The 13,971-nt window shown below is 61.0% G+C and carries 10 protein-coding genes; 4 read left to right on the top strand and 6 right to left on the bottom strand.

The window, feature by feature from the left end; all coding sequences use genetic code 11:
- Window positions 1-67: 67 nt before the first annotated feature.
- From J2X71_RS32020 to J2X71_RS32005, 4 genes are all read left to right on the top strand, one after another.
- Window positions 68-838, top strand: coding sequence for a competence protein CoiA family protein (locus J2X71_RS32020; protein WP_310388730.1), 771 nt, complete (start codon window positions 68-70; stop codon window positions 836-838).
- 120 nt (window positions 839-958) lie between these two features.
- Window positions 959-1,579, top strand: a complete 621-nt coding sequence (locus J2X71_RS32015; RefSeq protein ID WP_310388727.1) for an SOS response-associated peptidase family protein — start codon at window positions 959-961, stop codon at window positions 1,577-1,579.
- A 238-nt stretch (window positions 1,580-1,817) separates the two neighbouring features.
- Window positions 1,818-4,370 carry a hypothetical protein gene (locus J2X71_RS32010; RefSeq protein WP_310388725.1) on the top strand — a complete coding sequence of 851 codons (2,553 nt, stop codon included), beginning with the start codon at window positions 1,818-1,820 and terminating at the stop codon, window positions 4,368-4,370.
- Window positions 4,336-5,778, top strand: coding sequence for a hypothetical protein (locus J2X71_RS32005; RefSeq protein ID WP_310388724.1), 1,443 nt, complete (start codon window positions 4,336-4,338; stop codon window positions 5,776-5,778). The genes J2X71_RS32010 and J2X71_RS32005 overlap by 35 nt, the downstream gene beginning before the upstream one ends.
- A gap of 269 nt (window positions 5,779-6,047) precedes the next feature.
- On the opposite strand, the gene pepT is transcribed toward J2X71_RS32005, so the two are convergent.
- The 6 genes from pepT to J2X71_RS31975 form a co-directional block, all read right to left on the bottom strand.
- Entirely contained in the window at window positions 6,048-7,301 is a 1,254-nt protein-coding gene (gene pepT, locus J2X71_RS32000) for a peptidase T (RefSeq protein ID WP_310388722.1), read from the bottom strand.
- Between the two features lie 144 nt (window positions 7,302-7,445).
- On the bottom strand, window positions 7,446-8,681 hold the full coding sequence (locus J2X71_RS31995; protein WP_310388720.1) for a CapA family protein: 1,236 nt from the start codon (window positions 8,679-8,681) through the stop codon (window positions 7,446-7,448).
- Window positions 8,682-8,780: 99 nt separating this feature from the next.
- On the bottom strand, window positions 8,781-10,451 hold the full coding sequence (locus J2X71_RS31990) for an ABC transporter ATP-binding protein (protein ID WP_310388718.1): 1,671 nt from the start codon (window positions 10,449-10,451) through the stop codon (window positions 8,781-8,783).
- A complete protein-coding gene (locus J2X71_RS31985) occupies window positions 10,448-11,323 on the bottom strand; it encodes an ABC transporter permease (protein ID WP_310388717.1) in 876 nt (291 codons plus the stop codon). Before J2X71_RS31985 ends, J2X71_RS31990 begins: the two co-directional genes overlap by 4 nt.
- Window positions 11,324-11,333: 10 nt before the next feature.
- Entirely contained in the window at window positions 11,334-12,311 is a 978-nt protein-coding gene (locus tag J2X71_RS31980; protein WP_310388716.1) for an ABC transporter permease, read from the bottom strand.
- 5 nt (window positions 12,312-12,316) lie between these two features.
- Window positions 12,317-13,933 (bottom strand): ABC transporter substrate-binding protein, encoded by a 1,617-nt coding sequence (locus J2X71_RS31975; protein WP_310388714.1) that lies wholly within the window; start codon window positions 13,931-13,933, stop codon window positions 12,317-12,319.
- Window positions 13,934-13,971: the final 38 nt, after the last annotated feature.

Here is a 13,971-nt window from a genome sequence, read left to right as displayed (position 1 = left end):
CGCCAATTTCCCCTGTGAACGAGCACGCGCCGTTTTGAGCGCAGCTTATGGCTGTTTGGAGATATCCATGAAATTCGCCCTGGTCGATGGAAATCGTCATGAGGCAATACCCGGCATTCGGGCCGTCTGTCCGGGGTGCGGTTCGCCCGTGGTCGCGAAATGTGGCCTGAAACGGCTGCACCACTGGGCGCATCGAAGCACAATCACATGTGATCGTTGGTCCGAGCCGGAAACGGAGTGGCACCGTGGCTGGAAGAACGAGTTTCCCCCCGAATTACAGGAGATACGCTATCACACTGCAACGGGCGAGATCCACATCGCCGACGTCAGGACCGCGAGCGGCATCGTTCTGGAGTTTCAACATTCACCAATCAGCGCGGGCGAGCGCGGTTCGCGGGAAGCCTTCTACGGTTCCATGGCCTGGGTCGTGAACGGGCGCCGGCTGAAGCGAGACCTGTCCTCTTTTCGGGATGCGTTGAATTTCGCCCGCCCCGCCGCGACAAAGACGCGGGGCTGGATATTGTCGAACAGATGCAGCGCCATCGTCGAGCGTTGGGCTGGAAGCCGTTGTCCGGTGCTCTTGGATTTTGCTGAGGCCGATCTGGTCCCCGGCCGGCAGGCGACGAGCAGCCTACTCTGGTGGTTGCGGTATTCAAGGGAGAATACCGTCCTGGTCATGCCGCTATTGCGACAGAGTGTTATCGAACACTACCTCTCTGGAACACCGATGCGCGGGCTGCCAAGATTGACGCCCCTGCCGGCGCAGCCAACCAGGATGGGCCTGTCGGGTTTTGAAGCTTATCTAGCCGCCAGGCAAGCGCGGCGGCCGAGATTTTAAGGCCGGCCCGGCGTCGGTTTCGTTGTCATTGTTCTCTTTTCGTTCATGTGCTATAAGCGCTTGATCGTTGTGGAGCATGCGAGATCGGCGATGTCGCGTTTGTTTGCAGTGGCACGAGGCATGGATGAGATTACTGCCAACTTCGGTATCGATGTGCCGCCATCTTGCGATGTCCCGACTGAAACCATTGAGGGCGCGCAAGGACTGATCGTCATTGAAAAAGACGGTCTCCGCTTGCTCAAGTCCGCTCCCTGGGGCTTTCCACGCCAGACCCGCGAAATGCGGCAGAATGGCGAACCGCACAGCCGTATCGGCCTCGTAGCCGATCTCACGAATCCGCTCTGGGACCGTACCGTCGTCGATCCACGCTATCGATGCCTGATCCCCATGACGGGGTTCGCGGAAGCCGAGGGCGTCAAGGGAAGCATGACCAGAACCTGGTTCAGCGTGAAGGGTGAACCTGTCTTTGCCTGGGGCGGGCTCTGGCGCGTCAGCGACGAGTGGAGTTCTGTCTACTCCGGGGCGATGACAAATGCCAACGAGGCGGTCGCTCCGGTTCACGACCGAATGCCGGTGCTTCTCCATGCCGACGAGTATGATCTGTGGCTGCACGGAAGCTTGGGTGATCTCCTTGCCTTGCAGGAGCGCAAATACCCAGCCGCATCCATGCTTATGGAGAGAACGAACGATCTGTGGGTCAAGAAGAAGTCGACGGGTACCGAGGAACCTGCACTGCTCTGAAGGAATCGATCGACGTCTGGGACGCCCAGTGGAAAAACCTGAAGGGGCTGCAAAAATCCGCCGCTCGAACCGCCTGGCCTTTTTTACTTGTTGGAAGTTTCGACGGTTTGACACCCTCGGCTGTTATTCAAGTATAAATTGAGTACTTTGCAAGCGTGCGCTCTTATTGAGATCGGCGTGGTTGCTAAAGCTCGACATTGAGGCGCCGATATCGTCAGGGGAGAATACGGTAGGCGCAATGCGTGACATCGCCGATTCAGTGAAGGTTGGAGAGCGCAATCGCGACACGATGGTGCTTGTTCGCAATTATTGCGCCCATGCACGCGTGGAGAGGTTCGGCAGGACCGGGATGCTTGTGCAGGCTACGGGCCTTCCCATAGGTCACCATGGTATGCGCTGTGATTTCGCGCCCGAAGGCGGCATGTCCACCTGGGATTTGAGAGACGCCGTTATCGATTTCTACGACCGCAACTGCGCGAATTGTACGCATCGCAAACCTGTTGGCCTGCCCAATCTTCTCGAGGTCATTGCCGAACGTGATCGCGAAAAGACAAGGCGCGAGGCCGAGGTCAAGGCCGATGAGCAGGCATCAGCGACGGCGCTTGCTGAGCGCAATGCGGTGCGTGCAGTGTTGTTGCCAAGGCTCGGAGCTGTAGGGCGCACCTTGCTGGAAGACATCGGCGCGTTCGATGCCGATCGTTCATCTGACAATCGCGAGCGTGTGACACAGAGCGCACGTCTCGCACCAGAGTACTTTTCCCCGGAACTCGTCGAATATGTGTTTGCGCTTGCGAGCGCTCAACCATGGTTTGCCGAGCCCGCACTTACCATCTTTGACGCGGTAGGAGCCGACGACACGATGATCGTCAAACTGGCGATCTCGGTTCTGCAACGCGGCTATCCTTCGCAAGTCGCAATTGAAAAGCTGCTGCCGCGGCTTGACTCCATTCCCGCCGGTTCGGTCGTGGACATTCTGAGTGCCGCCATCGAATTCGCGAGCCCCGATGACCGGGACTTTATCTTTGGGGACGGCGAGCGGCGGCCTGCCGGCGATGCTGTTTTTCTAGAGGCGTTGTGGCGCCGATTTCCCGACGAGGTCGTCGCCGCGATCGAAAAAATGCTGCTTGGCGGCAAACGGTCCGCGCTCGAGCGCGCGGGTCGAGGTCTCCACGTGTTGCAGGCATCCGACCCGACCGCTGCAAAACCAATCCTGCGCACCCTGGTGTCAGTTTATGTGCGCGCGCCAAGCCTTGTGTCAGATCTGAGAGAAGCCGAAGATCGGTTACCGGATCTCGCCGATGCACTGAACAGCGCTTTTGATGCTGCGCCCCAAGAAGTGGACGCTCTGCTGCAGTCGTTGCAGGCGGGCGCTCCTACTTCCCACCGCGTTCGTATCATGAAGGCATATGCGCACGCCGTGCATGTCGGATACAATGATCCGCCAGTCTTGGCTACATCGTTGCGACATTCCCTGGCATTGCGGCGGCTCGTTTGGGCGCCCACTGTCGAGCGCGACGACCGGGTCCTGGACGAAGTGACGTCGGCCTTTCGCTCTGGCTCGAAAGGACTGGAATATGTCATCCGCGAGCAACTTGATGCGTTCATCGGCGCCCTGTTCCTGCTGGACGATCGGCTTACCGAACTCGATGCGCTCATGAATGAGCCGGCTGAGAGCATGCTCGTGGCGATGGAGCGTAACAACCGACGGATGGTGGTCCGTGGCCTCATGGAACAGTTCGTGGAGTGGACGAGCGAGGCGGCTGCCGGGAACGACCCGGCGGTGGCTAAAATCATCGGAGTATTCGACACGATCCCCGAGGGAAGAGACAATCTTCGAGGCGTGCTGTTGGGTGCGACAAAGGAACTGTCGCGTGATCTGACCGGACTGAAGCAGTTGCTGCCCCACCTTTACACAGCGCTTGTCGGACCATCTGCCATCGGTCGATCGTACGCAGCGACAGCAGTCGGCGAGTTGTCGTATCGCAGCAGGGAAAACATTCCCGATCTCCTATTCGAAGCGTTCGGGGCCCTGTTGTGGGATCAATACGTCGTGGTCCACAAATCGACCGTTGCAGCCTTTCATCGCTCGATCATCCCAGAACCGTATCGGATCAATGCAGCGCAGGCTATTCTCAACCTCATTCGCTATTACCGCGTGCAGTCGAACGAAGACCATTTCCTGACGGAATGCGTGAGCCTTCTCGCCGGTATGGCCGACCTTTTCGGCGAGGCCAACGGCGCGATAAGGCGTTATCTCATTGACGTGGCAATAGGCATCGACCCGATCTTTTTGCGATCCGACATCCTGTCTTTGTCACACAGTCTCGGAACGGATTCGGAATTCGCCAAGCTTGCCGCCCGCATGATCCCGCATCTGGCGGACCGCTACAATCAATCCGACAAGGCGCTTAGTCTTATTCGTCGGATTGCGCCTCAGGGGGTGAAGGCCCATGCCCAAGCTTTGCACGCCGCCGCTATCCAAGTCCTCGACGCCGATCTGCAGACTGCGTTGGGGATCGTTGAAGCTTTCTCGCTTGCCGGAATGTCAAAGGAGGCCGACGACCTCGTCACCGCACTGTTGGATCGCAACGGCAATACCGTGCGGCTACGCCGGCGGCGCACACTATTGCAATGGCCGCAATTTGCCCTTCAGTTCGAGGCGGCCGTCACGGCGCGAGATGCGGACGCGATCTCAGCAGTAAGCAGTGCCTGGAGACATGCAGCCGCAACGGATGCACAAGATGAGGAGGATGGGCATGAACGTCGTGCTCGCTCACGCCTACCCTTCTAGGATCGCCGCAATCGAGTTGCTCAGGGCTCATCCGACCTATGCCGGCGGCACGGAATTACGCGCACGCGCCGAGGAAGTCGCCTCTGCTTCCGAGCTGTTTGGGAAAGCCGCAATCGCGAAAGAATGGCGGTCCTTCGCCAGCGCTCTGGAAATCTTGAGTTTGCTCGCTGACTGGGGTGAGGCCGTGCATACGGCGGCGATTGACGCCGATCGCTTCTTGCGTGCCGCTCGACTTCGCTACCGCAAGTTTGCGGGAGATGCTGCTCACACGGACTATGGTTTGGCGCTTGCCGCGGCGCTTGCACCTTTGGACGGCGATCTTGACGTTGATGCGATGCCGTCACTTCGTGATGCGATAGCGGCCTTGGCGATGCCGGTGGGAATTTTTAGCATCGAGGACAGAGGTTATTATGGATCACCTGTCGGCGAGGACACGACCGTCAAACCGGACGATATCGCCGTTGCATTTCTGGAGTTTGCGATCGATGGAAAGGCCGCTGAGACGTTTCACAGTCTCCGTGCGGGAGAGGTGCACGATCTCGACCTGACCATTCGGGTGTCGCGGTGGCCAAACGACGCTGACCGCCTGGTGATTGCGCCAGTCTCGATCGAGCCGCCAAGCACCTGGGATTTTCCGACTTTTGAATTTCTTCGTCCGGGCGGACAACCACCCTTCGTCTTCCAGCGGCAAGGCAGGATGGCGCTGCATGCTTCCCAGGGTTTCAATGCCCGACCGCTTGAATTCCGTTATGCGGCCGAGTTTCAGCCGCGGCCGAACCGTGAGGAATCGATTGTCGTTGCCGGGCAACGGACTCTGCGCCTCGATGGGACTAACACGTCGCGTCACCCCCTTACAGGCTACGGAGACGTTGACGCGAAAATAATCAAGTTGCGCGAGCGTCTACGACTGGAGCCGCTGATTTCAGAAATGGATATTCGCGACCTTCTTGCCTTGCTCACTCCGGTCGGGAATCTGATGGGACAGGCGGTGCAGGACAAACGGTATCCCGAGCCGATCGACGAGGCCGCGTTTCAAGCCGACTTCCAACAGTTTTTGCGTTCGAACGCTGCGATCGGGAGTGAGCTCGAAGTCCAGGGCCACGTGGCCGGAGGCAGGGTTGATCTTACGTTCCGCGGAATAAGGATCGAACTCAAGTCCGAGCGAGCCCGTCGCCTTTTGCCAGACGATTGCCAGAAATTCGCCGCCCAGGCAGCAAGTTATGCCGTCGGGAGCGGCCGTCGGATTGCCCTCTTATGTGTGCTCGATTCGAGCCCGAAGTCGCAACCACCATTTCCTGTTGCCGACGGGCTGACGATCATTCCGGTCGATACGGGCACAAGCCCTGTTTATGTTGTGAGTTGCTTGCTACAGGGTGGTCTGGCCAAACCCAGCGACCTGTCGCGATGAACGATCAGACCGTCAATTCGTCCGCGCTCTACTAGTTGAGCCCGAGGTTCGTCGCCATAGCCGGTCGACACGTGATTTGGTTCTGTGACACAGTTGCTCACGGCCTATGCAGGCACGAACGGACGAGACCGATCTCGTTCCTCTTACAGAGTGCGGGCGCAGATATCCTCGTCCGTAACCCTAGCCAGCAATTTAACTCCGGCTATGCCGAAGGAGCGCAGCTCTGGCTTGCTGCCGGTTTTTCGGACACCGAGTTAGGCTAATCCGTATCAACTCGATGCAATTGGCGCCCACGAAGCTTCCTCGGCCGCGAGCGCGCAGATTGCCCATGCGACCGCGAGTGACTTCTCGAACGCCGGCACCGGTAAAAATTCGTACCGCGAATGAAAATTATGGGCACCGGTAAAGAAGTTCGGGGTCGGAATGCCGCGCGCCGACAGGACCGCGCCGTCGGTGCCGCCGCGCATGGCAATGTGTTTAGGCTCAACCCCGACCTTCTCAAAGGCCCTGATCAGCAAGGATGCGGGACGGGTATCGGCCGCAAGATGGCCTGCGATATTCCGATAGGTATCGGTCACCCGGCTCTCGATGCCGCCACCCGGATGGCCTGCCTTCACCCGTTCGGCGACCGAATGGATCTTCGCCTTGCGTCTTTCAAATTCAACGTCGTCGAAATCCCGGATCATGACACTCAATCGCGCCTCGCTATCGTTTGCGCGAAGTTCCTTGAACCAGAAAAACCCGTCCCGTTCGTCGGTGCATTCCGGCGTGTCGCGCCGGTCGAAATGCGCGATGAAGTCGAGTGCCATCAGCAGGGGATTGACGAGCATACCCTTCGCCGACATCGGATGGGCGCTGACGCCGGTAAACAGGATCTCGCCGGATGCCGCGTTGAAATTCTCAAGCACCAGTTCGCCCAGTTCGCAGCAGTCGATCGTGTAGGCGAAATCGCAGGCGAAATGGCTGAGATCCAAGGCTTTGGCGCCGCGTAGTCCAATCTCCTCATCCGGCACGAAGGCGACGAAGATATCCCCATGTGCATCGCCGGGTCGGAGGCCCGCCAGAAGCGTCATGATGACGGCGATCGCCGCCTTATTGTCGGCGCCGAGCACGCTGGTCCCATCGCTGAGGATGATGTCATGCCCCGTCCAGGGAAGGATTTCCGGGTGCTCTTCGACGCGCAGCCAGATGTCTCGGTCCAGGTTCAGGCAAATATCCGCCCCGTCGAATGAAACGATTTGCGGTTTGATGTCGGGAGAAAGCCCGACATCGACCGTATCGAGATGCGCGATGAAGCCTATCTTAGGAGCGCCGGGCCGCGTGCCGCGCTTGACCGCTGTCACGATTGCCTGGTCGTCAATCAGCACGTCGTCGACGCCAAGCCCCTTCAGTTCTTCCGCCAGCAGGCAAGCGAGTTTGAGTTGGCCAGGCGAGGACGGCAGGACGTCCGAACGGGCGTCGCTCTGGCTCTCGATTGCCACATAGCGAAAAAAACGTTCAATCAGTTCGCCCCGCCTGCTCACGGCGTCCTCCCATTTGACACTGTCATTGATGCCGTCGTTTTTGTCCGGCCACTATGCGAGGAACGGCCCACGAGCGCTTCGCACGCGCTGTCGCCGGCGCGACGGTAAATCAAACGACGGAAGGTCGTGTCCTCGGCTCTCAAGCTAGACACGCAGCAATCCGATTCCGTTCGAGATTTCGATGGTCGTACCGAAGCGCGCCGACTGCTCGCGGAATCGGTGAAGGATCTTCTCGGCATTTGCCCCGGTTGCAAGATGCGGAACCAACCGCCGTTCCAAGACGCGATCCGTCAACGCGTCATTCCCGCCGATGACGACTGGGGAAAAGGTGGCGCCGAGAAGGTCTCCATTCTCGGCGAACGAGCAAAGGCCAACGACGCTTTCCCAGACCTCCGGTGCGGTCCAAGTCGATTTTTCCGATCGCACGTGGAAGATGAAATTCCCGAGACTGTAAAATATCGGCCGCCGCTTATAGATTTCCAGCGGCTGCAGAACGGGCGCGCCGTGACTGACGAACATGGCGGCGCCGGCGTCGATACAACGTTTCGCGACGCTGCTCACCCACTCGGGAACCTGATACCAGTCGGCCGCCCAATGATGGTGGTGCAGATAGGCAATGACGAGGGATCGCTGCGCCGATGCCGATGCAATCGCCTCGATATTCCGTTGCATGTCGTCGGCATCGACCTTGACGCTTCGTCCGAACCTGGCGGAGCGGGTGAAGACGGCGCGGGCGATTGCCACTTCCGTCTGCCCATCGAGACAGGGAGGATCGTCGGGCTGGCTGTCATTGGCAAGATCGATCGTGCTGTAGCCGACCTTGTCGCGAACGGAACAGAGCTGCTCGAATGCGGTGTCATCGACCTCTATCACCTGGGACAATCGAAGCCGGTTGACGCCCGGTCGCTCGGGTCTGCCCCGGCAGGCGTCTGCCGCGTACATGAAGTCGGGTCCAGGTCCGCCATCCATGGCGACCAGCGCAACATGCCGTCCCCCGATCGTTTTATGCTGCGCCTGCGCCGCCTCCACATGATTGCGTCCGAGACCAGCGTGCAGGAAACCTCGCTTCTCGACCTCTTCCAGTGTCGATAGGACGCCCGATGGGCCAAGGTCGAAGGCATGGTTGTTCGATAGCGAGAGTGCCTGAAACCCCATCTCCTGAAGGGCGTCGAGCACGACCGGGTCGCTGCTCCCGAAGAACGATCCTTTGAGTGGCCATCCGCCATGGCGGCCGTCGATCGTTCCTTCGAAATTCGTGAAGGCAAGGTCGGCACGGTGCAGCAGCGCACGGATACTTGAAAATTCCGGTGCCTGGATTTCACGCACATCATGCTTGATGAGGGACTGGCCGGTGACGGCCACGGTATAGCTTTTTTGCATCTGTCATTCTTTCATTGCGGCTAGGAGCCATTCTTCTCGAGCGGGCGGAAGTGGACGCCGCGGCGGCATGTGCGTTCGTGCGCCGCGACATGCGGTCCGTCAGACGACGAACCGGCTCGGTCGCGCGCCTATGAGATCGCGGGTGTAGGGATTTGCGGGGCGCGTGAAGATGTCGTCGGCCGAGCCGGCGTCCTCGACCCTCCCATCCTTGAAGATGTAGACATCGCTGCAGAGGTCCTGCACCAAAGCGAGATCGTGCGAGATGAACAGCATCGAGATCTGGTCTTGCACAACACTCTGCCTCAGAAGCGCGATGATCTCGGCCTGCACCGTGACGTCGAGCGCCGATGTCGGCTCGTCGGCGACGATGATGCTTGGCTTTGCGAGAAGGGCGCGGGCGATGCAGACACGCTGCTTCTGGCCGCCGGAAAGCTGGTGGGGATGGCGCAAGAGCAGGGCGCGCGGAAGACCAAGCCGGTCCATCATCGATGTCACCGCCGATCGTCTGTCCTCCCGGCCGGCCCGCGCGCCGAACCTTGCGCTCTCCATGAGGGCCTGGCCGATCGTCATCCGCGGATTGAGCGAGACGGCCGGATCCTGGAAGATCATCTGCACCCGTCCGAGGAGGCCAGTGCGCCAGCCGTTTCGAGACGCATCGAAGGTGATGCCATCGAGAGTGACGTTTCCGGACGACGCCGTGTCCAGTCCGGCAATGATGCGGCCGATCGTCGTCTTGCCGCTGCCGCTTTCGCCGACAATGCCGGTAATGGTGCCGCGGGCGATCCGGATCGTCACATCCCGCAACGCGGTTTTGCCGCGATCGGCGCCGAGGCCCCAGGGCATCCTTCGCCCCTCGAAGATCTTCGAGATTGCCTGTGCCGAGAGGATGTCGCGGCCGTCTGCTGACGGCAGCGATGCGGCTGGCATTGCGCCTTCTTGCCCGGGGCGTGCGGTTGGCGACGTGCGCAGCCGCGGCACTGCCGCCAGCAGGGCGCGGGTGTAGTCGTTGGAGGGTGCATCAAGGATCCTGGCCGTCGGTCCCGCCTCGACGACTATGCCGCCCCGCATCACCAGAACCCTGTCGGCGATCTCGGCGACGACGCCCATGTCGTGGGTGATCAGGACGATCGAGACACCGGTTTCGTCGACGAGGTCGCGCAGGAGCTTGAGAACCTGTTTCTGGACGGTCGCATCGAGGGCCGATGTCGGCTCGTCGGCGACAATGACGTCAGGAGATGCCGAAAGCGCGATGGCGATGACGATGCGCTGGCGCTGTCCGCCCGAGAACTGATGGGGATAGTCGGCATAGCGGCGGCCCGGCTCCGGAATTCCGACACGCGTCAGAAGCTCGATCGCCCGAGCCCGGGCCTGCCGCCGCGACAAGGAGGCATTCGCGGCAAGGATCGTCTCCTCGATCTGCCCGCCAACGCTCATCAGCGGGTCCAGCGAGGCCGTATGATCCTGGAAGACCGCCGATATCCGCCGACTTTCGTCGCCGCGCCGCCTGCCTCTATCCCCGGTGTCACCTGGTCCGCCAATGAAGCGGATCTCGCCGGCGGCCCGTTCGACCCCGGGCGCAAGCAGGCCGATCAGGGCGTTGCCGACCGTCGACTTGCCCGCCCCGGACTCGCCGATGATGCCGAGGATCTCTCCGCGCCGCAGCGCGAAGCTCACGTCCTGAAGGATAGGTATCGGTCCTGCCGACGACCGATATTGAAGACTGAGGTTTTTGACCTCGAGGACAGTCTCATTCGCCGATGGATGGATCATAGTGCGCGGCTCCTCGGATCGAGGCGGCGTCTGATGTCCTCGCCGACGAGATTGATGCTGGCGATCAGACCGAACAGCACGAGACCGGGAAAAAGGCTGATCCAGTATTGGCCGGTCAGAAGATACTGAAACCCGCTCGCCACGCTCGAACCGAGCGACGGCCTGTCGATCGGCACGCCGAGCCCCAGGAAGGAAAGCGTTGCCTCGAGTGCCACGGCGTGTCCGATCTCGATCGGGATCAGGGTCACCGCCGGCCCCATGCTGTTTGGAAGCAGATGCCGCAGAACGATCCTCGATGACGGAAGCCGCATCAGATGGGCCGCATCCATGTAGGATTTCCTGGTTTCGCTGAGCGCGACACCGCGCGCCACTCGCGCATAGGGCGCCCATTGAGCGATGATGAGCGCCAGGATGATGCGGTCGAGACCCGGTCCGAGTGTCACGACGGCAATCAGCGCGATCATGATTGTCGGCAGGCTGAGCTGCAGGTCGACGATACGCATGATCACGATGTCGGCCCATCCGCCGAGATAGGCGGCGCTGACACCGGCGCAAAGGCCGATGACGGCGGCGACCGCCGCACTGGTGATAGAGACGGTGAGGCTGATGCGCAGCCCATAGGCAATGCTGCTCAGAATATCCCTCCCGAGCCCGTCCGTGCCGAGAAGGTAGACAAATCCACCGCTGCCCCGCGTGCCTGGGGGCGAAGACGCGTCCCATCCATAAAGCTGCAGGGGATCGTAGGGGTTTTGCGGGGCGATGACCGGAGCGAGCAATGCGACGAGGACGAAGCTTGCCAGCACGATCCCGGAGAGGGTCAAGGCCGGCTGAGCGGCTCGCCACCGATATGCTCGGATGATGTGTGCTTTCATGAGGGTTCACCTATGTGGAGAGGCGTACGCGCGGGTCGAGCACGGCGTGGAAAAGATCGACGAGCGCGTTCAGCGCGACGAAGGCGACTGAGATGAAGGTCAGCGTCGCCATGACCACAGGCCGGTCGAGGAGTTGGATGGAATCGATCAGCAGCTTGCCGACGCCCGGCCAGGCAAAGATCGATTCCACCACCACCGCGAAGGCAAGCATGCCTCCGAATTGCAGGCCGATGATCGTGACGATAGGCACGGCGATGTTCGGCAGCGTATGGCGCATAAGGATCTGTCGGGCGGGCAGGCCCTTGGCGCGGCAGAAGCGCGAAAATTCCAGGCCCTGAACCTCGATCGTGCCTGACCGGGCCAGCCGTGCGATCAGCGCGATGTTCGGGATAGCGAGGGCAAGGGCAGGAAGGATCAGGTGCCGAAGCCCGTCTGTTGTTGCGACACTCCATTGGCCGCCGAGAAGGTCGGCCGTCGTCCCTCTGCCCCCCGAAGGAAACCACCCCGTCAGGACGGCGCCGCCGAGGATCAGCATCATGGCGAGCCAGAAAGAGGGAAGACTGAGAGCGAAGACGCTGGTCCGCAGGATGATCCGGTCGAGCAACGTTCCGGTGCGCCAGCCGGCGACGAGCCCGAGCCCCGTTCCCAGAGGTGCTGCGACCAGCATCGCGACGCAGGCGAGTTCGAGCGTCGCCGGCAGCTTGCTCAGCAGCAGCTCGGACGCCGGCAGGTGATAGATATAGGAGGTGCCGAAATTCCCGCCGACCACATTGCCGATGAAGACGAGGTATTGACGCCAGAGCGGCTGATCGAGCCCGAGCGCCACCGTGGCGCGCCGGATGTCCTCGGCGGTGGCCGTCTCGATGTTGACGACGTTGAAGACCGGGTTGCCGACGGCGTGGATGCCGGCAAAACCGATGACGGACATGACCGCAAGCAGGAGCAATGCCTGCGACAGCCTCCCAAGTGCCAGAGAGATCAAAGCCATTGGCGTTACTCCGTCACCGGGATCGTCTGCATGGCGGTCGTCCAGCCGCGCGGATGCATCACGTAGGATCCGACCTTCGGTCCGAAGCCGACGATGTGGTGGAAATGATAGAGGGGAATGATCGGCTGGTCGGCCATCACGAATTCGGTGGCAGTGGCAAGCGCCGCATCGCGCTCGGGACCGTCCTGCAAGCTTTCTGCCTTGGCGAGCATGGTATCGAAGGCGGCGTTGCGGTAATGGCCGAAGTTCAGGGCGCCAAGACCGCGCTTGGGATCGGGAGATGCGAGCAGGGCATCGAGAATGACGTCGACGGCTTCTCCCGAGCAGCCGCCGTACCATATGCCATAATCGCCCGCGGCCCGCTTGGTGTTGAACACCGAGAAGGGGGCGGCGATCGGCTCCACGCTCACGCCGATACGCGCCCAGCTTTGCGCGACAGCCTGCAGGCTTTCGCCGTCGCCGGGGTAGCGGCCGGCAGGTCCTGCGAGCACGACCCTGAAACCGTCCGGGTAGCCCGCGCTCGCCAGAAGCGCCTTGGCCGTCTCGTAGTTGGGTGTCTCGGGATTGAGTGTCCGGGAGGTGCCGGGCAAGCCGTTTGGAAAGAACTGTGCGGCGGGCGTGCCGTAGCCCGACAGGATCTTGTCGACCAGCACCGAGCGATCTGTTGCCATCGCCAGAGCCCGCCGCACGCGCGGATCCTTGAAGGGATTGCCGATCGGCTCTCCCGATTTTGTGGTGACACCAGGTGCCGTGTCGCTTGCCACGTCGAATTGCAGGAAATTGACGCGGGCGGCCCCGATGCTTTCGACCTTCACTCCACGCTGCTTCAGCGACTGGACATCGCGTGCCGGGATAGAATCGGCAAGATCGACGTCACCGGTCGTCAGCGCGGCGACGCGGGCCGCCGGGCTCTCGATGATCCGGAAAAGGACGACCGACCAGGTGGGCTTGCGGCCCCAATAGCCATCGTTCCTGACGAGCTTCAGCGCCTCGCCCGAACTCCAGCTGTCGAACCTGTAGGGGCCAGTGCCGACCGGGACCGCGCCACCATTGAGCTCCTCGGTGCTCTGGAAGCCTTGCGCTGGCCGATGCATGACGAAGATCGAGGAGAAAGAGAGCGGCAGGTCGGGAACATTACCCTCCGTGTCGATGATAACCGTCAGCGGATCGGGCGCTGATACCGATTTGATGCCGCTGAGATACCCCCGAAAACCCTCTCCGGGCGGCTTGAGGAAAGTGCGGATGCGGTCGATCGAGTAGATCACGTCGTCGGCGGTGAACGGCGAGCCGTCATGAAACCGGACGCCCGGCCTGAGCTTGAACTCCCATTGCGTGTCCGACAGCGCGCGCCAAGAGACGGCAAGGCCGGGCGTCAGGGCGAGATGCTCGTCCTGATAGATCAGCCGTTCGTAGATTTGGGAGAGCAGCGAATTGTTCTCGTTGAGGTTTGCATACTGCGGATCAAGCGTCATCAGCTTGTAGGATGTCGCGATCCGCAGTTCTTCCTGTGCGGCGGCTGGTCCAGCCATGCCAACCAATAGGGCCGAGAGGGCGCCGGCCTGCGCTGCCAGCGTCAGCAACATGGAAAGCAGGAGCGGGCGGCGTCGAGTGGTCAATGTCATGATCGTGTTCCCTTTTTGAATTTTTGCCGCAGCCGCGC

The organism is Rhizobium sp. 1399 (assembly GCF_031455475.1).
Taxonomy (GTDB): domain Bacteria; phylum Pseudomonadota; class Alphaproteobacteria; order Rhizobiales; family Rhizobiaceae; genus Rhizobium.
Note: the sequence above shows the minus strand (reverse complement) of the source record. Positions and strands in the feature narration are given on the sequence as shown.